The following is a 23627-nucleotide window of genomic DNA, read 5'->3' as shown; positions in this document are numbered from 1 at the left end:
GCCGTTGGACCCGGTGACGTGCAATGAGTTTACCGCTCGCTCGGCTCAGCGACGAGGCACCGAGCGGGTGCGACCGCTGCCGTCGATGGCGACGAACACGAACACCGCCTCGGTGACCTTGCGCCATTCGCTCGAAAGCGGGTCATCGCTCCACACTTCGACCATCATCTGGATCGAGCTGCGGCCGATCTCCAGGGTCTGGGTATAGAAGGACAGCTGCGCGCCCACCGCCACCGGCACCAGGAAGGCCATGCGGTCGATGGCCACCGTGGCCACCCGGCCGCCGGCGACGCGGCTGGCCATGGCGGTGCCGGCCAGGTCCATCTGGGCGACCAGCCAGCCGCCGAAGATATCGCCGAAACCATTGGTCTCGCGTGGCAGCGCGGTGATCTGCAAGGCCAGGTCGCCCTGCGGGATAGGATCTTCTTGTTCGAGCTCAATCATGCCGTGGGGCCTCTGACCCGTGAAGCTTCGTTGGTGGCGCAATGAAGGACGCCGTAAAAACGATTCAGCAACACGCATACTACGCTGATTTCGCTTCGCGAGGCGGCCAAAGGGAAACTCTGCGAAACAGTCTGACAACAATGACCGACGTTTTCGCACAACTTCCCACAATGGAAGCAACCTTTTCCTACGAGCGGGCAGTATATATACCTGCACAGCCAGCGACGACCGCACATTCATGAATATCTGTATGGATTTTGTACCGCTATGAGCGCGGCTCGGCAATTTGCTATCTTCGCTGCCTAGCCAATCCAGAAGCCGCATGCCAAGCGGTCCGCAGACCTACAAGAGAAAGAACAGCGATGACCTCCGTGCAGAGCAGTATCGAGCAGCCGTCCCGGCCGTTGTCCCGCAGTGACTACAAGACCCTCTCGCTGTCCGCCCTCGGCGGGGCCCTGGAGTTCTACGACTTCATCATCTTCGTGTTCTTCGCCACGGTGGTCGGCAAACTGTTCTTCCCGGCCGACATGCCCGAATGGCTGCGCCTGATGCAGACTTTCGGCATCTTCGCCGCCGGCTACCTGGCCCGCCCCCTGGGCGGCATCGTCATGGCCCACTTCGGCGACCTGCTCGGACGCAAGAAGATGTTCACCCTGAGCATCTTCCTGATGGCCGTGCCGACCCTGGTGATGGGCCTGCTGCCCACCTATGAGCAGATCGGCCTGTGGGCACCGATTCTGCTGTTGTTGATGCGGGTGATCCAGGGCGCGGCCATCGGCGGCGAGGTGCCGGGGGCCTGGGTGTTCGTCTCCGAGCACGTGCCGGCGCGCAACACCGGCTATGCCTGCGGCACCCTGACCGCGGGCCTGACCTCGGGCATCCTGCTTGGCTCGCTGGTGGCGACGCTGATCAACACGATCTATACCCCGTACGAAGTGGCGGACTTTGCCTGGCGTATCCCGTTCCTGCTCGGTGGGGTGTTCGGCTTCTTCGCGGTCTACCTGCGCCGCTGGCTGCATGAAACCCCGGTGTTCGCCGAGATGCAGGCGCGCAAGGCGCTGGCCGAGGAACTGCCGCTGCGCGCGGTGCTGCGCGACCACCGCGGCGCGATCATCCTGTCGATGCTGCTCACCTGGCTGCTGTCGGCCGGCATCGTGGTGATCATCCTGATGACCCCGGCCTTGCTGCAGAGCATCTATCACGTCAGCCCCACCGATTCGCTCAAGGCCAACAGCCTGGCCATCGTGCTGCTCAGCCTGGGCTGCATCGGGGCTGGCAGCCTTGCCGACCGTTTCGGCGCCGGGCGCGTGTTCATCGTCGGCAGCCTGGCGTTGCTGGCGTCGTCCTGGGCCTTCTACCACAGCCTGCCGACTCGACCGGACCTGCTGTTCCCGCTGTACGCCCTGACTGGCCTGTGCGTGGGTATCGTCGGCGCCGTGCCCTACGTGATGGTCAAGGCCTTCCCGCCAGTGGTGCGCTTCAGTGGCCTGTCGTTCTCCTACAACCTGGCCTACGCGATCTTTGGCGGGCTGACGCCGATGGTGGTGACCGCGCTGCTCAAGTTCAGCCCTATGGCACCGGCCTATTATGTGGCGTGCCTGTGTGCCGTTGGTCTGCTGGTTGGTACCTATCTGCTCGTCAACAAGCGCTGAACCGAACAAAAATCGCGGACCTGTAGGAGCGGCCTCGTGCCGCGAAAGGGGCGCGCAGCGGCCCCAGGATCTCGGCCTCCTGCAAGACCGTCGGGGCTGCTTTGCAGCCCTTTCGCGGCGCAAGGCCGCTCCTACAGGGGCGTGCTCCGACCCCCTCCAGAAACATCTTGAAAGGCCATCCCGGATAACCGGTGATGGCCTTTCATCCAATTGTCACATTCGAGTCATAGAGTGTTCATGCGGCCTGCAGATACTTGGGCCCGTTCCATCTCACAACCCACGATATTCCTGCTAGGAGCAAGGCATGAAACTGAAGCGTTTGATGGCGGCCCTGACCTTTGCCGCCGCTGGCGTCGCTGCCGCCAATGCGGTCGCCGCTGTCGATCCTGCAATCCCGACCTACACCAAGACCACCGGTGTATCGGGCAACCTCTCCAGCGTCGGTTCCGACACCCTCGCGAACCTGATGACCCTGTGGGCCGAGGCCTACAAGAAGGAATATCCGAACGTAAACATCCAGATCCAGGCCGCCGGTTCCTCGACCGCGCCACCCGCGCTGACCGAAGGCACCGCCAACCTGGGCCCGATGAGCCGCAAGATGAAGGACGTCGAGCTGCAGGCCTTCGAGCAGAAGTACGGCTACAAGCCGACCGCCATCCCGGTCGCCGTCGACGCCCTGGCCGTGTTCGTGCACAAGGACAACCCGATCAAGGGCCTGACCATGGCTCAGGTTGACGCCATCTTCTCCTCCACCCGCCTGTGCGGCGCCAAGGCTGACGTCAAGACCTGGGGCGACCTGGGCGTGACCGGCGACCTGGCCAACAAGCCAGTGCAGCTGTTCGGCCGCAACTCGGTATCGGGTACCTACGGCTACTTCAAGGAAGAAGCCCTGTGCAAAGGCGACTTCAAGCCTAACGTCAACGAACAGCCTGGCTCGGCCTCGGTCGTGCAGTCGATCAGCTCCTCGCTGAACGGCATCGGCTACTCGGGCATCGGCTACAAGACCGCCAGCGTCAAGACCGTGGCCCTGGCCAAGAAAGAAGGCGGCGCCTTCGTTGAAGACAACGAAGCCAACGCCCTGAACGGCACCTACCCGCTGTCGCGCTTCCTCTACGTCTACGTCAACAAGGCCCCGAACAAGCCTCTGGCCCCGCTGGAAGCCGAGTTCGTCAAGCTGGTGCTGTCGCAGGCCGGCCAGCAAGTTGTCGTGAAGGACGGCTACATCCCGCTGCCAGCCAAAGTGGTCGACAAGACCCTGGCCGACCTGGGCCTGTCCCACGCGGGTAACGTTGCAAAGAAGTAAGTAACTGAGGACGAGGCCGGTGACCACAATGCCGGCCTCCTCCACGAATTCCTTAGTCCGAAGCCAGGGCTCCTGAGCGGCGGGCTTTTTTGCGTCACTGCACTGTCATGTTTTTGTCATACGGGACCGCTAGGGTGTGCGCATGAATGATCTGGCCAACTCCACAATGACCCAAAATTCTCCTCCCGTGCGCATTGATTTCAATACGCCCGAGTTGCAACGCAAGCGCCGCATGCGCGCCCTCAAGGACCGTCTGACCCGCTGGTACGTCCTGGTGGGCGGCCTTGCCGTGCTGGCTGCGATCACGCTGATCTTCTTCTACCTGGCCTACGTGGTGCTGCCGCTGTTCCAGGGTGCCGAGTTGACCAGCAAGAAAGCCCTGGAGCCGACCTGGCTGCAACAGGACGCCGGCAAACCCCTGATGATCGCCCTCGAGGAGCAGAACCTCGTGGGCATGCGCGTGTCCGACAAGGGCCAGGCGCTGTTCTTCGATACCAAGACCGGCAATGAACTGAAGCGCGTCGACCTGCCACTGCCCGCCGGCGCCCAGGTCAGCTCGATCAGTACCGACCAGCCCGGCAGCCCGCTGGTGGTGCTGGGCCTGTCCAACGGCCAGGCGCTGGTGTTCCATCACACCTACAAGATCACCTATCCGGACAACAAGAAGACCATCGAGCCGGGTATCGACTACCCCTATGGTCAGGACCTGTTCACCCTGGATGACCAGGGCCGTGCGCTGGAGCACGTGAGCGTCAACGTCAATGGCGATACCCTGCTGCTGGCCGGCTCCACCGGCGCGCACCTGCAGGTGCTCGAACTGTCGCGCACCGAGAACATGATGACCGACGAGGTCACCATCGAGCAGAACCGCATCGAGCTGCCGCAGATGACCGAGGTGGTGAAGAACATCTTCATCGACCCGCGCCAGCAGTGGCTGTACGTGGTCAACGGCCGCGCCACCGCCGATGTGTTCAGCCTGCGCGACAAGAGCCTCAATGGCCGCTACAAGCTGCTGGAAGACGGCAACGCCGAAATCACCGCGACCGCCCAGCTGGTCGGCGGCATCTCACTGATCTTCGGTGACTCCAAGGGCGGCCTGAGCCAATGGTTCATGGCCCGTGACCCGGATGGCGAGTCGCGCTTCAAGCTGATCCGCAGCTTCCAGCTGGGCAAGGCCCCGGTGGTGCAGATCGACGCCGAAGAGCGCCGCAAGGGCTTCATCGCCCTGGACAGCGAAGGCAAGCTGGGCGTGTTCCACAGCACCGCGCACCGCACCCTGCTGGTCGAGCCGGTGGCCGAAGGCGCGGGCGTGTTGGCCCTGTCGCCGCGCGCCAACCGCATCATCATCGAAGAAGGCGGCAAGCTGCTGCCGCTGAGCCTGCGCAACCCGCACCCGGAGATCTCCTTCAGCGCGCTGTGGGGCAAGGTCTGGTACGAGAACTACGACGAGCCTAAATACGTCTGGCAGTCGACCGCCTCGAACACCGACTTCGAACCCAAGCTGAGCCTGTCGCCGCTGACCTTCGGTACGCTCAAGGCCGCGTTCTACGCGATGATCCTGGCTGCGCCGCTGGCCATCGCCGCTGCCATCTACACCGCCTACTTCATGGCCCCGGGCATGCGCCGCAAGGTCAAGCCGGTGATCGAGCTGATGGAAGCGATGCCGACGGTGATCCTCGGCTTCTTCGCCGGCCTGTTCCTCGCGCCGTACCTCGAAGGCCACCTGCCGGGCGTGTTCAGCCTGTTCGTGATCATGCCGATCGGCATCCTGCTCGCCGGCTTCAGCTGGAGCCGCCTGCCGGAGTCGATCCGTCTGCGCATCCCGGATGGCTGGGAGGCGGCGATCCTGATCCCGGTGATCCTGGTGATCGGTTGGTTCGCCCTGTACATGAGCCCGCTCCTCGAGAGCTGGTTCTTCAAGGGCGACATGCGCCTGTGGATCAGCAACGACCTGGGCATCACCTACGACCAGCGCAACGCCCTGGTGGTCGGTATCGCCATGGGCTTCGCGGTCATCCCGAACATCTATTCCATCGCCGAAGACGCCGTGTTCAGCGTGCCGCGCAGCCTGACCCTGGGTTCGCTGGCCCTGGGCGCCACGCCGTGGCAGACCCTGACCCGCGTGGTCATCCTCACCGCGAGCCCGGGTATCTTCTCGGCGCTGATGATCGGCATGGGCCGTGCGGTGGGCGAGACCATGATCGTGCTGATGGCCACCGGCAACACCCCGGTGATGGAGATGAACCTGTTCGAGGGCATGCGCACCCTGGCCGCCAACGTGGCCGTGGAAATGCCCGAATCGGAAGTCGGCGGCAGCCACTATCGTGTGCTGTTCCTCGCCGCCCTCGTGCTGCTGATGTTCACCTTCGTGATGAACACCCTGGCCGAGCTGATTCGCCAGCGCCTGCGCAAGAAATACTCGTCGCTTTGATAGAAAGGTAGAGATCCGTGAAAAAGGATTCCCTCAAAGGCTGGTTCAAGAGCGGCGCCCCCGGCGTCTGGATCAGTGGTGGCGCGGTCGCCATGGCGGTCATCATGACCGTCGGCCTGCTGGCCGTGATCGCCGTGCGCGGCCTGGGCCACTTCTGGCCGGCCGACTTGGTCCAGGCCACCTACAAGGTGCCGGGCCAGGCCGACCACGTGGTCGTCGGTGAAGTGGTACAGAAGGAAGAAGTACCGCGTGAACGCCTCAAGGGTGCCGGCCTGCCGGTGCCCGAGCAGGGCCCGGAGTTCATGACCCGCGAGCTGATCAAGGTCGGTAACCGCGACCTCAACGGCAGCGACTTCACCTGGGTCGTTGGCGAGTGGCTGGTGGACCAGCAAAAGCCGGTCGACCTGATCGCCCTGGAGCGTCGTGAGTGGGGCAACTTCTACGGCTACCTGGTCAGCGTCAAGGAAGAGGGCCGCGTGGTCGCCCAGGGCCCCGAGGCCTGGAACGAGCTGCAGGCCCGCCTCAAGCGCGCCAGCGAGTTCAACGACCAGTTGGTGAAGCTGGAGAAGAAGGATATCGGTGCCATCAACCATGGCCTCGAGCGCCTGCGCCTGCACAGCCGCAAGCTGGAACTGGACGGCAAGCTGGACGCTGCCGCCCAGGCCGACATGGACGCCGAGCGCGCCGAGCTGAACAACCGCTACAAGGCCATCGAAGAGCGCCTGACCGGCCTGCACCAGGCCTTCGCCCGCGACAGCCTGGTGGCCCGCGACGGCAACGGCCGCGAGGTGGAGATCAACCTGAGCAAGGTGGTCCACGCCATCCAGCCGAACGCCATGTCGGGCATGACCAAGATGGGCGCCTACTTTGCCAAGGTCTGGGAGTTCCTCAGCGACGACCCGCGTGAGGCCAACACCGAAGGCGGTATCTTCCCGGCCATCTTCGGCACCGTGATGATGACCCTGATCATGGCCGTGATCGTCACCCCGTTCGGCGTATTGGCGGCGGTCTACCTGCGCGAGTACGCCAAGCAGGGCCCGGTGACCCGCTTGATCCGCATCGCGGTGAACAACCTGGCCGGCGTTCCGGCGATCGTCTACGGCGTGTTCGGCCTGGGCTTCTTCGTCTACGTGCTGGGCGGCTCGATCGACCGATTGTTCTTCCCCGAGTCGCTGCCGGCGCCGACCCTCGGCACCCCCGGCCTGCTGTGGGCCTCGCTGACCCTGGCGCTGCTGGCGGTGCCAGTGGTGATCGTGGCCACCGAGGAAGGCCTGGCGCGGATTCCGCGCACGGTGCGCGAGGGCTCGCTGGCCCTGGGCGCGACCAAGGCCGAGACCCTGTGGAAGATCGTCCTGCCGATGGCCAGCCCGGCCATGATGACCGGCATGATCCTCGCCGTGGCCCGTGCCGCCGGCGAAGTGGCCCCGCTGATGCTGGTGGGTGTGGTGAAGCTGGCGCCGTCGCTGCCGGTGGATGGCAACTACCCGTACCTGCACCTGGACCAGAAGATCATGCACCTGGGCTTCCACATCTACGACGTCGGCTTCCAGAGCCCCAACGTCGAGGCCGCGCGGCCGCTGGTGTACGCCACCGCGCTGTTGCTGGTGCTGGTGATCGCCACCCTCAACCTCTCGGCGGTGTGGATCCGTAACCACCTGCGCGAGAAGTACAAGGCCCTCGACCACTGATCCTGATTGCAAGCGTGCCGCCCGAACGCCGGGCGGCCCTTTGAAACGAATTGATAGCGTATGGAGTTGACCATGCAGCATGAATCCCACGCCCACGGCATCGACATGTCGGCCCTGGGCCGCGACAAGCAGAGCCTGCGCCTGGCCGAAGAGACCGTGGCCATCGAAGTACCCGGGCTGTCCCTGTTCTACGGCGACAAGCAAGCGCTGTTCGACGTCAGCATGAACATCCCCAAGCAGCGCGTGACTGCCTTCATCGGCCCGTCCGGCTGCGGCAAGTCGACCCTGCTGCGGACCTTCAACCGCATGAACGACCTGGTCGATGGCTGCCGCGTGGAAGGCGCCATCAACCTGTACGGCAGCAACATCTACCGCAAGGGCGAGGACGTGGCCGAGCTGCGCCGCCGCGTGGGCATGGTGTTCCAGAAGCCCAACCCGTTCCCCAAGACCATCTACGAGAACGTGGTCTACGGCCTGCGCATCCAGGGCATCAACAAGAAGCGCGTGCTCGACGAAGCCGTCGAGTGGGCGCTGAAGGGCGCGGCGCTGTGGGATGAGGTCAAGGACCGCCTGCACGACTCGGCCCTGGGCCTGTCCGGTGGCCAGCAGCAGCGCTTGGTGATCGCCCGTACCATCGCCGTGGAGCCGGAAGTGCTGCTGCTCGACGAACCGTGTTCGGCGCTGGACCCGATCTCGACGCTGAAGGTCGAAGAGCTGATCTACGAACTGAAATCCAAGTACACCATCGTCATCGTCACCCACAACATGCAGCAGGCGGCCCGCGTTTCGGACTACACCGCGTTCATGTACATGGGCAAACTGGTTGAATTCGGTGACACCGACACCCTGTTCACCAACCCGGCGAAGAAGCAGACCGAAGACTACATCACCGGTCGCTACGGCTAATCACAGTGCTTGTGGGGCATTGAGGCCTCTGTGGGAGCGGGTTTACCCGCGAACACCGGCAAAGCCGGTGCCATACACCGCAGGGCCTGGTTCGCGGCGGTGCGGCGGCCCGATGAACCCGCTCCCACAGGTTCAGGTGAGGCCGGAAAGCCAGGGAACGATACAAACGACTTGCAGCTGCTTCGCGGAGCGAAACGATGATCAACAAAGAAAGCCTTACCCACCATATCTCCCAGCAGTTCAACGCCGAGCTCGAGGAGGTGCGCAGCCACCTGCTGGCCATGGGCGGGCTGGTCGAGAAACAGGTGAACGACGCCGTCACCGCGCTGATCGAGGCCGACTCGGGCCTGGCCCAGCAAGTGCGCGAGGTCGATGAACAGATCAACCAGATGGAGCGCAACATCGACGAGGAGTGCGTGCGCATCCTCGCCCGTCGCCAGCCGGCGGCCTCCGACCTGCGCCTGATCATCAGCATTTCCAAGTCGGTGATCGACCTGGAGCGCATCGGCGACGAGTCGACCAAGATCGCCCGCCGCGCCATCCAGCTGTGCGAGGAAGGCGAGTCGCCGCGTGGTTACGTCGAGGTGCGCCACATCGGCGACCAGGTGCGCAACATGGTCCGCGATGCGTTGGATGCCTTCGCTCGCTTCGATGCCGAACTGGCGTTGTCGGTGGCCCAGTACGACAAGACCATCGACCGCGAGTACAAGACCGCGCTGCGCGAGCTGGTCACCTACATGATGGAAGACCCGCGCTCGATCTCCCGTGTGCTCAGCGTGATCTGGGCCCTGCGTTCGCTGGAACGCATCGGCGACCACGCGCGCAACATTTCGGAGCTGGTGATCTACCTGGTGCGCGGCACCGACGTGCGCCACATGGGCCTCAAGCGCATGAAAGCCGAGGTGCAGGGCGAAGCGTTCGATGAGGGCGAAATCGCTAATGTTCCGGCTGAACCGGACGATAAATAGGATTGCTCCCGAGCATGAACGCCCGGCAACCGCCGGGCGTTTTCGTTTGCGGTCGAGCACCAGCAGGCACCCGCGAACCGTGTGAGAAGTCCCGGCGTGACCAGTGGTTTGGCAAATGGCCATCAGTCGGCGGTATGCTAGCCGGGATTCAAGAGGAGTATCGATGAGTAAAGTGAATGTGCTGGTCGTGGACGATGCCCCGTTCATCCGCGACCTGGTAAAAAAGTGCCTGCGCAACGCCTTTCCCGGCGTGGTGATCGAGGACGCGGTCAACGGCCGCAAGGCCATGGCCATGCTGAGCAAGGAACGTTTCGACCTGGTCCTGTGCGACTGGGAGATGCCCGAGATGTCGGGCCTCGAGCTGCTGACCTGGTGCCGCCAGCAGGAAGAGATGAAGACCATGCAGTTCATCATGGTGACCAGCCGTGGTGACAAGGAAAACGTGATCCAGGCCATCCAGGCCGGTGTTTCCGATTTCGTCGGCAAGCCGTTCACCAACGAGCAGCTGCTGACCAAGGTGAAGAAGTCGCTGACCAAGATCGGCAAGCTCGATGCCCTGATGTCCAGCGCGCCGGCGCGGGTCAACTCGGCCTTCGCCAACGACTCGCTCAGCGCCCTGACCGGCGGTCGCCCGGAAGCGGCCAAGGTCGCGGCTCCGGCGCCTGTTGCCGCTGCTGCCAAGCCACTGATCAACGCACCGACGCCGAAGACTGCCGCCGCCGCGGCCCAGACTGGCCGTGGCCAAGGCCAACTGCGCCTGTCCAGTGGCACCCAGCCGTGCATGATCAAGGCCCTGAGCCTCAAGGAAGCCCTGCTGGTGGTCCGCCGTGGCACCAACCTGCCGCAGGTGCTCGAAGGCGCGGTGCTGGACCTGGAGCAAGGCGAGAATGCCGAAACGGCGCGGCTGAACGGCTACCTGCACGCCATTGCGGCGCTGGAACCCAAGCCTGAGAGCGACTGGCTGCAACTGACCTTCAAGTTCGTCGACCAGGATGCGCAGAAGCTCGACTACCTGTCACGGCTGATCGCCCGCGGCACAGCCCAGAAGCACTTCACGCCCGGGGCCTGATGGCCTGGGTTGGATAGGTGGACGTAAACCCTGTGGGAGCGGGTTTACCCGCGAATACGATGGTGCTGTCGCCGACGCATTCGCGGGTGAACCCGCTCCCACAGAGATCAATGTTCTCTGCTTGATCCTCTGAAACTTCCGACCAGCTGTCACAACTTGTCTTTATTCGGGCTGCTAGGCTTCGACAGAACACAACTGTCAAAAAGCCACCATCATGCCGCCCGCCCGCCTGCTGCTGTTCTGTGCCTTGCTCACGGCCTCGGCGTCGAGCCTGGGCATGACCGTCTACAAGACCACCGACACCTTCGGCGTGGTCTCCTATTCAGACCGCCCGAGCCCAGGGGCGAAAGCCTTTGTGTTCCGTGAGCCCATGGTCGAGCGCCTGGATGGCCAGGTTCGCCTGAAGACCGAGTCCTTTGCCGGTGGCGTGCGCTTTGTCGCCCGCAACGAACTGTTCGTGCCCATGGAGGTAGAGCTGCGCGTGGAGCGCCTGGCCAATGCCCAGGGCGGCAACGCGCCGCGTATCGTCCGGCGCCTGGTGCCGCCGCGCTCGACCCAGGTGCTCAGTGTGGTCCAGGCCCGCCAGGGGGCCGGCCTCAGGTACGACACCAGGTTTCGCTATGCCATGGGTGACCCGGGGCAGCGCCCGCAGGGCTATCGCTATCCCTTCCCCTGGAAGGGCGGGCCGTTTCGCCTGAGCCAGGGGCCCAACGGCCGTTTCAGCCACTTCGGGCCCAAGGGTCGCTACGCCATGGACATCGCCATGCCCGAAGGCACACCGATTATCGCGGCGCGGGGTGGGGTAGTGGTGAAGATCGAGAACAACCAGAGCGGGCGGGGCAACAACCCGGCGGGCAACTTCGTCAGGATCCTGCACCCGGACGGCACCATGGGCGTGTACCTGCACCTGATGCGCGGTTCGGTGGTGGTAGGCGAGGGGCAGCGGGTGGCCCAGGGGCAGGCGCTGGCCAAGTCGGGCAACACCGGCAACAGCAGCGGTCCGCACCTGCATTTCGTGGTGCAGCGCAATGTGGGGTTGGCGCTGGAGTCGATACCGTATCAGTTCGACCGGCCGATTGGCGGGTTGCCGGATTTTACTGCCGGCAACCCTTGAGGCTTTTGCGGCACAAGGCCGCTCCTACAGGGGAATGCGATCTACTGTAGGAGCGGCCTTGTGCCGCGATAGGGCTGCAAAGCAGCCCCAGGGATATCAATCGAGCTTGAGCACCTTGGCCAGCACGATCTTCGGCCCTTTCATCTTCTTGATGATGATGCGCAGGCCGTCGACCTCCAGCACTTCCTCTTCCTCGGGCACGCGCTTGAGGGTCTCGTAGACCAGGCCGGCCAGGGTTTCCGCCTCGATATGGTCGAGGTCGACGCCCAGCAGGCGCTCGACCTTGAACAGCGGCGTATCACCGCGTACCAGCAGCTTGCCCGGCTGGTAGGCGAGGATGCCGCGCTCGGTCTTGCGGTGTTCGTCCTGGATATCGCCGACCAGCACCTCCAGCACGTCTTCCATGGTCAGGTAGCCGATCACCTTGCCATCGGCTTCCTCCACCAGCACGAAGTGCGCGCCACCCTTGCGGAACTGCTCCAGCAGCTGGGACAACGGCATGTGCCGCGACACGCGCTCCAGCGGGCGGGCGAGGTCCTCGAGGTCGATGGTCTCGGGCAGGTGGTCCAGTTCGGCCAGCTCCAGCAGCAGGTCCTTGATGTGCAGCAGGCCGGTGAACTCCTCGCGCTCGGCGTCATACAGCGGGTAGCGGCTGAACTTGTGACGGCGCAGCAGGGCGAGGATTTCCTTCAGTGGCGCATGGGCGTCGATGCTGACCATGTCTTCGCGGGAGTTGGCCCAGTCGACCACTTCCAGCTCGCCCATCTCCACGGCCGAGGCCAGCACGCGCATGCCCTGGTCGCTCGGATCCTGGCCGCGGCTGGAGTGCAGGATCAGCTTGAGCTCCTCGCGGCTGTAGTGGTGCTCGTGGTGCGGCCCGGGCTCACCTTGGCCGGCGATGCGCAGGATGGTGTTGGCGCTGGCGTTGAGCAGGTAGATGGCCGGGTACATTGCCCAGTAGAACAGGTACAGCGGCACGGCAGTCCACAGCGACAGCAGCTCGGGCTTGCGGATCGCCCACGACTTCGGTGCCAGCTCGCCGACCACGATGTGCAGGTAGGAGATCACGAAGAAGGCGACGAAGAACGAGATCGCCTTGATCAGCTCGGGGCTGTCCACGCCCACGGCGGCCAGCAGCGGCTCGAGCAGGTGGGCGAACGCCGGTTCGCCGACCCAGCCCAGGCCCAGGGAGGCGAGGGTGATGCCCAGCTGGCAGGCCGACAGGTAGGCGTCGAGCTGGTTGTGCACCTTGCGCAGGATGCTGCCACGCCAGCCGTGCAGCTCGGCGATGGATTCGACCCGGGTGGAACGCAGCTTGACCATGGCGAACTCGGCGGCAACGAAGAAGCCGTTGAGCAGCACTAGGAACAAGGCGAAGAGAATCATGCCGAAATCGGCGAACAACGAGGTGAGGCTGATACCAGGGGAAGGGTCCATGATGGAGTTTTTACGGGGTCCGTCTTTGAATTCAAGAGAAAAAAAGTGCCAGCGATGGCTGGCACGGGGGATCCAATGTAGCGGCTGGAGCCGCAAAAGCAAAGGGGATGCGTCCCATCGCGGGGCAAGCCCGCTCCCACGATCGCTTAGGCAGTGCGTGGGAGCGGGCTTGCCCCGCGATGATTCAGGCTTTGCTTGACACCAATTGCGCCGGCGCGAAGTGGCAGGTAAAGGTGCTGCCATGCCCCGGCACGCTGCTGATTTCCAGGCGTGCGCGATGGCGCATCAGCACATGCTTGACGATCGCCAGCCCCAGCCCGGTGCCGCCGGTATTGGACGCACGGCTTGAGTCGACCCGGTAGAAGCGTTCGGTCAGGCGTGGCAGGTGCTTGGCTTCGATCCCCACCCCCGAGTCCTGCACGCTCAGGTGCGCGCCCTGTTCGTCGGCCCACCAGCGGATGCGGATATTGCCTTCGTCCTGGGTGTACTTGACCGCGTTGAACACCAGGTTGGAGAACGCGCTGCGCAGCTCCGACTCACTGCCCTTGAGACGAATGCCGGGCGTCGCCTCCAGGCTGATGCGCTGGTTGCGCGGGCCTGACAGGGCCTGGGCGTCGTTCTTGATGGCACCGAGCAGGGTGTCGACCAGCACCGGCTGGTTGTCCGAGGGGTAGTCGGTGGCCTCGAGCTTGGCCAGCAGCAGCAGGTCGTTGAGCAGGGTCTGCATGCGCGAGCCTTGCGCGCTCATCTGCTGCAGGGCGCGGCTCCAGCGTGGGTTCACGTCCTCGACGTTGTCCAGCAGCGTCTCCAGGTAACCGGTGATCACCGTCAGCGGCGTGCGCAGCTCGTGGGAAACGTTGGCGACGAAGTCTTTGCGCATCTGTTCCAGCTGGTGGATGCGGGTCACGTCGCGCACCAGCATCAGGTGTTCGTTGTTGCCGTAGCGGGTCAGGTGCAGTTGCACGCGCAGGCGGTCGTTGATCGGCGAGGGGATCTCCAGCGGCTCGGCGTAGTTGTCCGACTCGAAATACTCCTTGAAGCGCGGGTGGCGCACCAGGTTGGTCACCGGCTGGCCGCCGTCCTGCGGCGTCTTGAAGCCCAGCAGGGTCTCGGCGGCGCGGTTCCACCACTCCAGGTTGCCTTCGCTGTCGAGCATGATCACCGCGTCGCGCAGGGCGGCGGTGGACTCCTGGACCCGGTCGATCACTGCTTGCAGGCGGCCGCGCACGCGCTGGTCGCGGCGTTGCAGGTGGTAGATGCTGTCGAACACCTCGCCCCACAGGCCGTAGCCATCGGGGGGCGCTTCGTCGGGCTGGTGGTTGCGCAGCCAGTCGTGCAGGCGCAGCAGCTGCTTCAGCGTCCAGCCCAGGTACAGGGCCAGGCCGATGGCCAGGCTCCAGCCGTAGTAGCCGCTGACCAGCCCGCCGATCAGGCAGACGGTGATCAGCAGGAGCATGTGGCGAATCAGGGTCGCGTGCCAGTTCTGGTTCAATTGACAGTCCTTGTACAGCGGGCGCTGGGGCTTCGATCAGCTCTTGGTCGAGAAGCGATAGCCGGTGCCGCGGACGGTTTGTACCAGATTTTCGTAGGCTTCACCCAGCGCCTTGCGCAGGCGACGGATGTGCACGTCGACGGTGCGTTCCTCGACGTAGACGTTGCCGCCCCAGACCTGGTCGAGCAGCTGGCCACGGGTGTAGGCGCGCTCCTGGTGGGTCATGAAGAACTGCAGCAGGCGGTATTCGGTGGGGCCCATCTCGGCCGGCTTGCCGTCGATGGTCACGCGGTGGCTGATCGGGTCGAGCAGCAGGCCACCGACTTCGATCGGCGCCTCGCTGTCGCTCGGGCCGGTGCGGCGCAGCACGGCCTTCAGGCGCGCCACCAGCTCGCGGGGGGAGAACGGCTTGGTGATGTAGTCGTCGGCGCCGACTTCCAGGCCCTGGATCTTGTTGTCCTCTTCACCCTTGGCGGTGAGCATGATGATCGGGATGTCGCCGGTCAGTTCGTCGCGCTTGAGGCGGCGGGCCAGCTCGATGCCCGAGGTGCCCGGCAGCATCCAGTCGAGCAGGATCAGGTCCGGCTTGCGGTCGACGATGATGGCGTGGGCCTGTTGCGAGTTCTCGGCCTCGAGGCAGTCATAGCCGGCCATTTCCAATGCAACGGCGATCATCTCGCGGATAGGCGCTTCGTCGTCGACGATCAGAATGTTTCTGCCAACCATGCTCAATTACCTCTCCCAGGAACGGTGTCTTGGCCCGCATTAGATAACGGAATTATTGCAGCTGTGTGACAGGGTGTTGGCCATTCTGGCGACATTGCGTGACTGGGCTAGGCTTCAGGGGGCCGCGAAGGCGGCGCGGACATTCAATCCACCCCCGAAACAATGGTGATTCCAATGACACGACATACGCTGAGCTGGATGGCCCTTTGCGCTGCGCTGGCAGTGCCGGGGGTGGCGTCGGCTCATCACGCCACGGAAAAGGACGGCATGTGGGTCGATCACAACGGCATGACGCTGTACACCTTCGACAAGGATGCCGGCGGCAAGTCCATGTGCAACGGCGAGTGCGCCAAGAACTGGCCGCCGTTGATGGTCAGCGATGGTGAGAAGGCCGAAGGCAAGTGGACGCAGATCAAGCGTGACGACGGCAAGATGCAGTGGGCCTACGACGGCAAGCCGCTGTACACCTTCGTCAAGGACAAGCAGGCCGGGGAGACCACCGGTGATGGCATGAAGGACGTCTGGCATATCGCCAAGCCCTGAAGGTTGATATTTGACCCTGTGGGAGCGGGTTTACCCGCGAATGCTGCGGTGCCGCCGCCATCGCATTCGCGGGTAAACCCGCTCCCACAGAGACGGTGAGCCTCAGCGCAACGCGTAATCCAGCACCACCCCGGCAAAGACCAGCATCCCTGCCCAATGGTTGTGCAGAAACGCCTTGAAGCACGACTCCCGATCCAGCTTGCGCGTCGACCAGAACTCCCAGGCAAAGCACACCGCCGCCGCCAACAGCCCCAGGTGGAACCAGCCGCCCAGCTCGAAACGGTTACCCGCCAGCAACAGGCAGCCCAGCGACAGCAACTGCAAGGTCAGGATGATCACCCGGTCGGCCTCGCCGAACAGGATGGCGGTGGATTTCACGCCGATCTTCAGGTCGTCGTCACGGTCAACCATGGCGTAGTAGGTGTCGTAGCCCACCGTCCATAGCAGGTTGGCGATGTACAGCAGCCAGGCGCTGGCCGGCAGCTCGCCGCCCGCGGCGGTGAAGGCCATGGGGATACCCCAGGAGTACGCCGCGCCCAGCACCACCTGCGGGTAGTAGGTGTAGCGCTTCATGAACGGGTAGCAGAACGCCAGGGCGACCGCGCCGAACGACAGCCATACCGTGGTAGCGTTGGTGCACAGCACCAGCAGGAAACTCAGCCCCACCAGCAGGGCGAACAGCGCCAGCGCTTCGCGGGGTTTCACCCGGCCACTGGCCAGTGGCCGGTCAGCGGTGCGCTTGACGTGGCCGTCCACCTTGCGGTCGGCGAAGTCGTTGATGCAGCAGCCGGCGGCGCGCATCAGCACCACGCCCAAACCGAAGATCAGCACGTTGGCCAGGGTCGGCGAACCGTTGCCGGCGATCCACACCGCCACCAGCGTCGGCCACAGCAGCAGGTAGATGCCGATCGGGCGGTCCATGCGGCTCAGCTGGATGAAGTCCCAGGCCCGTGGGTGCAGGCGGTTGAGCGACTTGAGCAGTTGCAGGTACATCAGCGGTTCTCCTCCTTGGCCGCGTGCCACAGGGCGGGCAGGAACACCTCGGCCACCAGCAGGTCGAGGCCGTCGCGCTCGAAGCGCGAGCGCCGCCCCCACAATCCGGCGCCGGCGACCTCGGCGGGCAGCCAGCCCTGTGGATAACTGCACACTTCGATCGGGTGGCGGACGAACGCCTGGTCACAGAACAGCAGCTCGCCCAGCGAGCGGCTGCCCAGGGTCTCCAGGTCCAGCCCGCCGCGTTCCAGCGCCGTGCGACTGGCCACGCTGCGGGCGAACACCCACGGATGGCCGTGGCCGCGCAGGTAGACCTCGCGCACCCAGCCCTGCGCGCCAGGCGCCAGGCCCAAGGCGGCGCACTCGTCGTCGCGCAGGGGCTGCCAGCCTTCGAACAGGGGCGTGACGCTGAAGTGATCGTGGGAGAGACGGGTCAGGCGACGGGTCAGGGAGCCCTCGTCGAACAGCCAGCCCAGGGTCGGCTGGTCGAGGGTGGTCGCCAGCTGCGGATACGCCAGCCACGCGACAGCGGCTGCTTGCGGGGTTTCGTACGGCACGTCGGTATGCTTGATACAGGCCAGAGAGGCGGCGAGCTTAGCATGTTTGCCCGGACTGCTTGCATACTGCTGGCAGGGCCAGTACAAAGCCCCCACGAATTGCGCGGTAGCCCCTTCGCGGGTAAACCCGCTCCCACAGGTACAGTGCAGCCCTCGGGAACTGCGCGTCCCTTGTAGGAGCGGGCTTGCCCCGCGATGAGGCCGTCAGCTGCAACGCATCCTTAAGCCTGACCGAGGAACAGCAGTAAATGAAGAAGTGGCAATGTATTGTCTGCGGCCTGATCTACGACGAGGCCCAAGGTTGGCCGGACGACGGCATCGCCCCCGGCACCCGCTGGGAAGATGTACCGCAAGACTGGCTGTGCCCCGACTGCGGCGTGGGCAAGAGTGATTTCGAAATGATCGCCATCGGCTGATCGCAACCCTGGCTTGAAGAAGGAACGCACGACATGACGTCCCCCGTGGTGATCATCGGTACCGGCCTTGCCGGCTACAACCTGGCGCGAGAGTTTCGCAAGCTCGACGGCGATACGCCGCTGTTGCTGATCACCGCCGACGACGGTCGCTCCTACTCCAAGCCCATGCTGTCCACCGGCTTCGCCAAGCAGAAGGACGCCGACGGCCTGTGCATGGCCGAACCGGGTGCGATGGCCGAGCAGCTCAAGGCCGAGATTCGTACCCATACCCGTATCAGCGGCATCGACCCGGGCCACAAGCGCCTGTGGATTGGCGAGGAAGCGGTGGAGTACCGCGACCTGGTACTGGCCTGGGGCGCGCAGACGGTGCAGGTGCCTGTGGAAGGCGATGCCGGCGAGCTGGTCTTCCCGATCAACGACCTGGAGGACTACGCACGCTTTCGCGCTGCGGCCGCGGGCAAGCAGCGTGTGCTGATCCTCGGTGCCGGCCTGATCGGTTGCGAATTCGCCAACGACCTCAGCCTGGGCGGCCTGCACTGCGAGGTCGTCGCCCCCTGTGAGCAGGTGATGCCGACTCTGCTGCACCCAGCTGCCGCCGCAGCCGTGCAGGCGGGCCTGGAAGGACTGGGCGTGCGCTTTCACCTCGGCCCGGTGCTGACCCGCCTGCAGCGGGCAGGGGAGGCGCTCGAGGCGCACCTGTCCGATGGCAGCGTGATTCCCTGCGACCTGGTGGTGTCAGCCATCGGCCTGCGTCCGCGCACCGACCTGGCGGCGGCGGCGGGTTTGCAGGTCAACCGTGGGGTGGTGGTGGACCGCCAGCTGCGCACTTCACATGCCAATATCTTCGCCCTGGGCGACTGCGCCGAGGTCGACGGCATCAACCTGCTGTACGTCATGCCGCTGATGACCTGCGCCCGTGCCCTGGCCCAGACCCTGGCCGGCAACCCGACCGCGGTGGCCTACGGCCCGATGCCGGTCACCGTGAAGACCCCGGCCTGTCCACTGGTGGTATCCCCGGTGCCGCCCGGCCATGAGGGCACCTGGGTGGTCGAAGGCAGCGGCGCCGACCTGAAAGTGCTCTGCCACGGTGCCGATGGCCAGCTGCTGGGCTACGCCCTGACCGGCGGCGCGGTCATGGAGAAACTGGCGCTGAATCGCCAGTTACCGCCCTTGATGGCGTAAATAGCGGGCGTTCTGTCGGAATTATCCTGTTCTTGCCGCGACAATGGCCGCCCAGATACTGGCGCGGCCCCGGTCGGCGTGCCATCCTCACTGGCGTCTGCCGCAGCCTAGAGCCTGCGGTGCCTTGAACGCTGCTCCCTTCGGCAGCACGGCATAACAACAAGAAATCCCGTCAAAGAGGCTTCACTATGCGTAAACCAGAACTCGCCGCCGTCATCGCCGAAAAGGCCGATCTGACCAAGGAAAAGGCCAACCAGGTCCTCAACGCGATTCTCGACAGCATCACCGGCGCGCTCGACAAGGACACCGTCACCCTGGTCGGTTTCGGCACCTTCGAAAAACGCCACCGTGGCGCCCGCACCGGCAAGAACCCGCAGACCGGCCAGCCGGTGAAGATCAAGGCCAGCAATACCGTCGCTTTCAAACCAGGCAAGAACCTGCGTGACAGCGTCAACGTCCCGGCCAAACCTGCCAAGAAAAAGTGATCGAACAGTTTCACCCGACGGGCGCCTGGAGGCGCCCGTTGCGTTTCTGGTAAGCAAATGCGGCGAACTTGCATAAACAGGGCGAGAAACGGATAAACTGCGCGACTCAGTCACTTTTCATTCGAGGCGTGTCGATGAAGTTTCGCTTTCTTCTCTGGGCCATGGGTCTGCTGATGGCCAAAGCCAGCCGCAACAACCCGGCGTTCCAGCAGCAGTTGCAGGACAAGGACCTGGTCTTCCAGATGCAGACGCTCGACGGCAAGGTCGCCCGGCACTTCATCGTCAAGGACCTGCGCATCAGCAGCAAGGGCGGCCTGCACCCGCAGCCGGCCTTCGCCATCGCCTTCAAGGACGCCGCTTACGGATTCGCCACGCTGCAGGCCGGTAACAAGCAGCTGGCGTTCATGCAGGGGATTCAGGAGAAGAACATCCAGATCAAGGGCAATCCGGCGCTGGTGATCTGGTTCCAGGGCTTGATGAAGTACCTGAAGCCGAAGAAGAAGGCCTGAGCCCCAGGCGCAGGGCTTCTCTGTAGGAGCGGCCTTGTGCCGCGAATGGGCTGCGTAGCAGCCCCAGCTGGTCTGCGCCATTATTGAAATTGCTGGGGCCGCTTCGCGCCCCTTTCGCGGCGCAAGGCCGCTCCTACAGAGTGATCTTAATGCGAGTGCGGCGCGTGGAACTGCGACGCCAGCTCGCGCAGCAGGGCCTCGGCCTCCAGCACCTTGTTCACCACCTCTTCGGCCTTGTCCCGGGTCAGCCCCAGGCGCTCGAGCAGGGCATCCGGGATCTCGTCCTTCGGCCCCGAGCCGATTCCCCGGGCGCGCAGCAGGCGCGTCGCCAGGCACACCAGGTTGGGGAACGCCGCATAATCGCCGGCGTACGCCGGATCGTGCTGGAAACGCAGGGCCGTTGACAGCTCATCGGGCATGTCCCACAGCTTCATCAGCCAGGCCCCGATCTGTTCACGGCTGATCCCCAACAGGTGCTGTTCCACATAGCTGTGGCACAGGTGCGGGTTGACCTCCAGGTGACGGCAGATCAGCGAGAAATGCGGCGGGAAGACGTGGGCCAGCAGCAGGTAACCGAAGTTGTGCAGCAGGCCGGCCAGGTAGGTCAGGCCCGCTTCCGGGCGCTCGGCGCGCGGCATGGCACGGGTCAGGCCCTCGATCACCGCGGCGGTGTAGATCGACTGCTGCCAGTACGGCGTGGCCTGTTGCGGGTGGTCCTTGGGCAGGCTCAGGGTCTTGCCCAGCGCCAGGCCCAGGGCCAGGTTGATCACCAGGTCGAAGCCCAGCACGCGGACGATGGCGTCCTCCACCGAGCGAATCTTGCCGGGCGAGGCGTAGTACGGGGAGGCAGCCCAGCTGACCACCTGCGCGGCCAGGGCCGGGTCGGTCTCCACCACGCCGGTGATGTCGTCGATGCTGGCATTGGGGTCGACGCGCAGCTTGATGATCTTCTGCGCGGTGTCGGCCAGCGGCGGAATCTCGATGGTCTGTTCCAGGCGTTGCTGGATGCGGCGGGCGGTGAAGGCCTGGACGGCGCGGATGACTTCCCTGGGAGGGCCGTCCAACTGATCGAAACTCAGGCGAATATCGCTGATCTGCTGGCCGAAGGTGCTGGCGCTGGCCTTGCGCAGCATCTCCTTGAACGCCGTCTTGCCGATTTCCAGGAGCAGGCCGGCTTCGCCGGACTGGATCAGCAGCGTCTCGTTGTCGAGCAGGCTCTTTTCGTACTGGCACGGCGAGCTGGTCAGGGCGGGAATGGCCGGCAGGGCCTTGAGGTGATGCTTGTCGAGCATCTGCTTCAGGCGCTCCAGCGGCACGGCCTTGAGCTTGCGGCCGGTCAGTTCTTCGAGGCGCTTGAGGTCCAGCAACTGGCTTTGCGGGAACAGCACCATCAAGGCACCGATCTCGTCATCGAGCAGCACGGCCTGCACCCGCGAGGCGGCCGGCAGCTCCGGGTGTTCGGGCACCTCGCGGAAGCTGACGCCGAGCTTGTCGAGCAACAGCCGGATGACAGACGGTGCGTGTAGGGTTGCGGTATCCAGGGCAACTTCAGTCATGGCCTGTATCCAATCATTCTGTAAACGCGAAGTATAACCAGCCTGTCCGACAAGCTGGATCCATTATGGGACGGGCGTCACACCTGGCCATATTGTTGACCGTGGCGCAGCCAGCGATCGAGCAACGGGCTGACGTGGTCGGGCCAGCGTGCCAGCAGGGCCTGGGCGGCGTCGCGTACGGCCGGCAGCAGGTCGGCGTCGCGCATCAGGTCGGCGACCTTGAACTGTAGCAGGCCGGTCTGGCGGGTCCCGAGCATCTCGCCGGGGCCACGCAACTCCAGGTCCTTCTCTGCTATGACGAATCCGTCGTTGGTTTCCCGCATGATGCCCAGGCGCTCGCGGCCGATCTGCGACAGCGGCGGGTGGTAGAGCAGCACGCAGTGGCTCACCGCGCTGCCCCGGCCGACCCGGCCACGCAGCTGGTGCAGCTGGGCCAGGCCCAGGCGCTCGGGGTTCTCGATGATCATCAGGCTGGCATTGGGCACGTCGACGCCGACCTCGATCACCGTGGTGGCCACCAGCAGTTGCAGGTCGCCGGCCTTGAACTCGGCCATCACCGCGGCCTTTTCCGCAGGCTTCATGCGCCCGTGGATCAGGCCCACGCGCAGCTCGCCCAGGGCGCTGCCCAGCTCTTCGAAGGTGCTCTCGGCGGCCTGGCAGGTCAGCTCTTCGGACTCTTCGATCAGGGTGCACACCCAGTAGGCCTGGCGGCCTTCGGCACAGGCGGCGCGGACCCGCTCGACCACCTCGAAGCGGCGGCTGTCGGCGACCAGCACGGTGTTCACCGGGGTACGTCCGGGCGGCAGCTCGTCGAGGACCGAGGTGTCGAGGTCGGCATAGGCGCTCATGGCCAGGGTGCGCGGGATCGGCGTGGCGGTCATGATCAGCTGGTGCGGGCACAGCTGGCCCATGACGCCCTTCTTGCGCAGGGCCAGGCGCTGCTGCACGCCGAAGCGGTGCTGTTCGTCGATGATCGCCAGGGCCAGGTGCTTGAACTGCACCTCGTCCTGGAACAGCGCGTGGGTGCCGACCACCATGGGCGCGCCATTGGCGATCTGCTCCAGGGCGCTGGCGCGGGCCTTGCCCTTGAGCTTGCCGGCCAGCCAGGCGACCTCGATGCCCAGCGGTTCGAGCCAGCGCTTGAAGGTGATGTAGTGCTGTTCGGCGAGGATCTCGGTGGGCGCCATCAGGGCGACCTGGTAACCCGCTTCCAGAGCCTGCAGGGCGGCCAGCGCGGCGACCACTGTCTTGCCGGCGCCTACGTCGCCTTGCACCAGGCGCATCATCGGCTCGTGCTGGCTGAGATCGTAGGCAATTTCGTTGCCGACCCGCTGCTGGGCGCCGGTCGGGCTGAAACCGAGGTTGGCCAGGTACTGCGCCGGCAGGCGGCTGGCCTTGGGCAGCACCGGCGCCCGCAGGCTGCGCTGGCTCTCGCGCAGGCGTTGCTGCGAGAGCTGGTGGGTCAGCAGTTCCTCGAAGGCCAGGCGATGCTGGGCCCAGTGATGGCCCTCGGCGAGTTCCTCGAGGTCGGCGTCTGCCGGCGGGTTGTGCAGGTAGCGGATGGCGTCGCTGAGCGGCGCCAACTGGTAGTCGCGGGCCAGTTCGTCGGGCAGCCAGTCGGGCAGGCTGCGCGGGCCGAGCAGGCCGAGGCTCTGCTGGCACAGCAGGCGCAGGCGCTGCTGGGTCAGGCCTTCGGTGGTCGGGTAGATCGGTGTCAGCGTCTGTTCGACCGGCGGCGGTGCTTCGTCGCCGTTCAGCGCCCGGTATTCCGGGTGGTAGATCTCCAGCCCCGAGGCGCCGGGGCGGGCTTCACCATAGCAGCGCAGGTGGGTGCCACGCTTGAGGCCCTCCTTCTGCGCATTGCTGAAATGGTAGAAGCGCAGGCTCAGCGTGCCGCTGCCGTCGCCCAGGCGCACCACCAGGCTGCGGCGCTTGCCCATGGTCACGTCGGCCCCGCTGACCACGCCCTCGATGACCGCGTCCTGGCCTGGACGCAACTGGCCGATGGGCACCACGCGGGTGCGGTCCTGGTAGCGCAGCGGCAGGTGGAACAGCAGGTCCTGCAGGTTCTCCAGACCGACCTTGGCGAGTTTTTCCGCCATGGCGTCGCCTACGCCCTTGAGCGTGGTGACCGGGACGTTCGACAGCTCGGTCAT

The 23627-nt window shown here is 64.9% G+C and carries 21 protein-coding genes; 13 read left to right on the top strand and 8 right to left on the bottom strand.

The window, feature by feature from the left end; genetic code table 11:
- Positions 1-45: 45 nt before the first annotated feature.
- On the bottom strand, positions 46-444 hold the full coding sequence (locus AC0MAZ_RS03085; protein ID WP_003253317.1) for an acyl-CoA thioesterase: 399 nt from the start codon (positions 442-444) through the stop codon (positions 46-48).
- Positions 445-806: 362 nt separating this feature from the next.
- On the opposite strand from AC0MAZ_RS03085, the gene AC0MAZ_RS03080 reads away from it, so the two are divergent.
- The 8 genes from AC0MAZ_RS03080 to AC0MAZ_RS03045 all read left to right on the top strand — a co-directional run bounded on the left by AC0MAZ_RS03080 (position 807) and on the right by AC0MAZ_RS03045 (position 11575).
- Positions 807-2096 carry an MFS transporter gene (locus AC0MAZ_RS03080; protein ID WP_232855407.1) on the top strand — a complete coding sequence of 430 codons (1290 nt, stop codon included), beginning with the start codon at positions 807-809 and terminating at the stop codon, positions 2094-2096.
- 304 nt (positions 2097-2400) lie between these two features.
- A complete protein-coding gene (locus tag AC0MAZ_RS03075; RefSeq protein ID WP_232855406.1) occupies positions 2401-3399 on the top strand; it encodes a phosphate ABC transporter substrate-binding protein PstS in 999 nt (332 codons plus the stop codon).
- Positions 3400-3541: 142 nt separating this feature from the next.
- The gene (locus AC0MAZ_RS03070; RefSeq protein WP_475860126.1) at positions 3542-5830 is read left to right on the top strand and encodes an ABC transporter permease subunit; all 2289 of its coding nucleotides are present in this window, start codon (positions 3542-3544) and stop codon (positions 5828-5830) included.
- 17 nt (positions 5831-5847) lie between these two features.
- Positions 5848-7518, top strand: coding sequence for a phosphate ABC transporter permease PstA (gene pstA / locus AC0MAZ_RS03065; RefSeq protein ID WP_203649355.1), 1671 nt, complete (start codon positions 5848-5850; stop codon positions 7516-7518).
- A 72-nt stretch (positions 7519-7590) separates the two neighbouring features.
- Entirely contained in the window at positions 7591-8424 is an 834-nt protein-coding gene (gene pstB, locus AC0MAZ_RS03060) for a phosphate ABC transporter ATP-binding protein PstB (RefSeq protein ID WP_028689970.1), read from the top strand.
- Between the two features lie 197 nt (positions 8425-8621).
- Positions 8622-9392 (top strand): phosphate signaling complex protein PhoU, encoded by a 771-nt coding sequence (gene phoU / locus AC0MAZ_RS03055; RefSeq protein ID WP_110736220.1) that lies wholly within the window; start codon positions 8622-8624, stop codon positions 9390-9392.
- Positions 9393-9555: 163 nt separating this feature from the next.
- Positions 9556-10461 (top strand): response regulator, encoded by a 906-nt coding sequence (locus AC0MAZ_RS03050; protein ID WP_050707550.1) that lies wholly within the window; start codon positions 9556-9558, stop codon positions 10459-10461.
- Between the two features lie 214 nt (positions 10462-10675).
- Positions 10676-11575 (top strand): peptidoglycan DD-metalloendopeptidase family protein, encoded by a 900-nt coding sequence (locus AC0MAZ_RS03045; RefSeq protein WP_475860123.1) that lies wholly within the window; start codon positions 10676-10678, stop codon positions 11573-11575.
- Between the two features lie 96 nt (positions 11576-11671).
- Here AC0MAZ_RS03045 and AC0MAZ_RS03040 read toward each other — a convergent pair whose 3' ends face one another.
- The 3 genes from AC0MAZ_RS03040 to phoB all read right to left on the bottom strand — a co-directional run bounded on the left by AC0MAZ_RS03040 (position 11672) and on the right by phoB (position 15230).
- Positions 11672-13012, bottom strand: a complete 1341-nt coding sequence (locus tag AC0MAZ_RS03040) for a hemolysin family protein (RefSeq protein ID WP_203649361.1) — start codon at positions 13010-13012, stop codon at positions 11672-11674.
- A gap of 184 nt (positions 13013-13196) precedes the next feature.
- The gene (gene phoR / locus AC0MAZ_RS03035) at positions 13197-14468 is read right to left on the bottom strand and encodes a phosphate regulon sensor histidine kinase PhoR (RefSeq protein ID WP_232855495.1); all 1272 of its coding nucleotides are present in this window, start codon (positions 14466-14468) and stop codon (positions 13197-13199) included.
- Positions 14469-14540: 72 nt separating this feature from the next.
- Entirely contained in the window at positions 14541-15230 is a 690-nt protein-coding gene (gene phoB / locus AC0MAZ_RS03030) for a phosphate regulon transcriptional regulator PhoB (protein ID WP_003253341.1), read from the bottom strand.
- Between the two features lie 174 nt (positions 15231-15404).
- On the opposite strand from phoB, the gene AC0MAZ_RS03025 reads away from it, so the two are divergent.
- Entirely contained in the window at positions 15405-15773 is a 369-nt protein-coding gene (locus AC0MAZ_RS03025; protein WP_203649365.1) for a COG4315 family predicted lipoprotein, read from the top strand.
- Between the two features lie 102 nt (positions 15774-15875).
- Here AC0MAZ_RS03025 and ubiA read toward each other — a convergent pair whose 3' ends face one another.
- Together ubiA and AC0MAZ_RS03015 are read right to left on the bottom strand one after the other, a co-directional pair.
- Complete coding sequence (ubiA, locus tag AC0MAZ_RS03020) at positions 15876-16766, bottom strand: 4-hydroxybenzoate octaprenyltransferase (protein ID WP_203649367.1); 891 nt, start codon at positions 16764-16766, stop codon at positions 15876-15878.
- A complete protein-coding gene (locus AC0MAZ_RS03015) occupies positions 16766-17323 on the bottom strand; it encodes a chorismate--pyruvate lyase family protein (protein WP_254464596.1) in 558 nt (185 codons plus the stop codon). The genes ubiA and AC0MAZ_RS03015 overlap by 1 nt, the downstream gene beginning before the upstream one ends.
- A gap of 248 nt (positions 17324-17571) precedes the next feature.
- Here AC0MAZ_RS03015 and AC0MAZ_RS03010 point away from each other — a divergent pair, with 248 nt between their 5' ends.
- The 4 genes from AC0MAZ_RS03010 (at position 17572) to AC0MAZ_RS02995 (ending at position 19915) form a co-directional block, all read left to right on the top strand.
- The gene (locus AC0MAZ_RS03010) at positions 17572-17739 is read left to right on the top strand and encodes a rubredoxin (RefSeq protein ID WP_012312109.1); all 168 of its coding nucleotides are present in this window, start codon (positions 17572-17574) and stop codon (positions 17737-17739) included.
- 33 nt (positions 17740-17772) lie between these two features.
- A complete protein-coding gene (locus AC0MAZ_RS03005) occupies positions 17773-18921 on the top strand; it encodes an NAD(P)/FAD-dependent oxidoreductase (protein WP_203649372.1) in 1149 nt (382 codons plus the stop codon).
- A 188-nt stretch (positions 18922-19109) separates the two neighbouring features.
- A complete protein-coding gene (locus AC0MAZ_RS03000; RefSeq protein WP_027917040.1) occupies positions 19110-19406 on the top strand; it encodes an HU family DNA-binding protein in 297 nt (98 codons plus the stop codon).
- Positions 19407-19540: 134 nt separating this feature from the next.
- Positions 19541-19915, top strand: a complete 375-nt coding sequence (locus AC0MAZ_RS02995; RefSeq protein WP_050707542.1) for a hypothetical protein — start codon at positions 19541-19543, stop codon at positions 19913-19915.
- A gap of 146 nt (positions 19916-20061) precedes the next feature.
- Here the strand turns inward: AC0MAZ_RS02995 and AC0MAZ_RS02990 are convergent, their stop codons facing one another.
- Both AC0MAZ_RS02990 and recG read right to left on the bottom strand, forming a co-directional pair.
- On the bottom strand, positions 20062-21471 hold the full coding sequence (locus AC0MAZ_RS02990; protein WP_475860120.1) for an HDOD domain-containing protein: 1410 nt from the start codon (positions 21469-21471) through the stop codon (positions 20062-20064).
- Between the two features lie 77 nt (positions 21472-21548).
- A complete protein-coding gene (gene recG, locus AC0MAZ_RS02985) occupies positions 21549-23627 on the bottom strand; it encodes an ATP-dependent DNA helicase RecG (RefSeq protein ID WP_203649376.1) in 2079 nt (692 codons plus the stop codon).

The sequence above is a fragment of the Pseudomonas sp. A genome, from assembly GCF_056270345.1.
The sequence above is the reverse complement of the archived record's forward strand: the minus strand, read 5'-3'. Positions and strand labels throughout refer to the sequence as shown.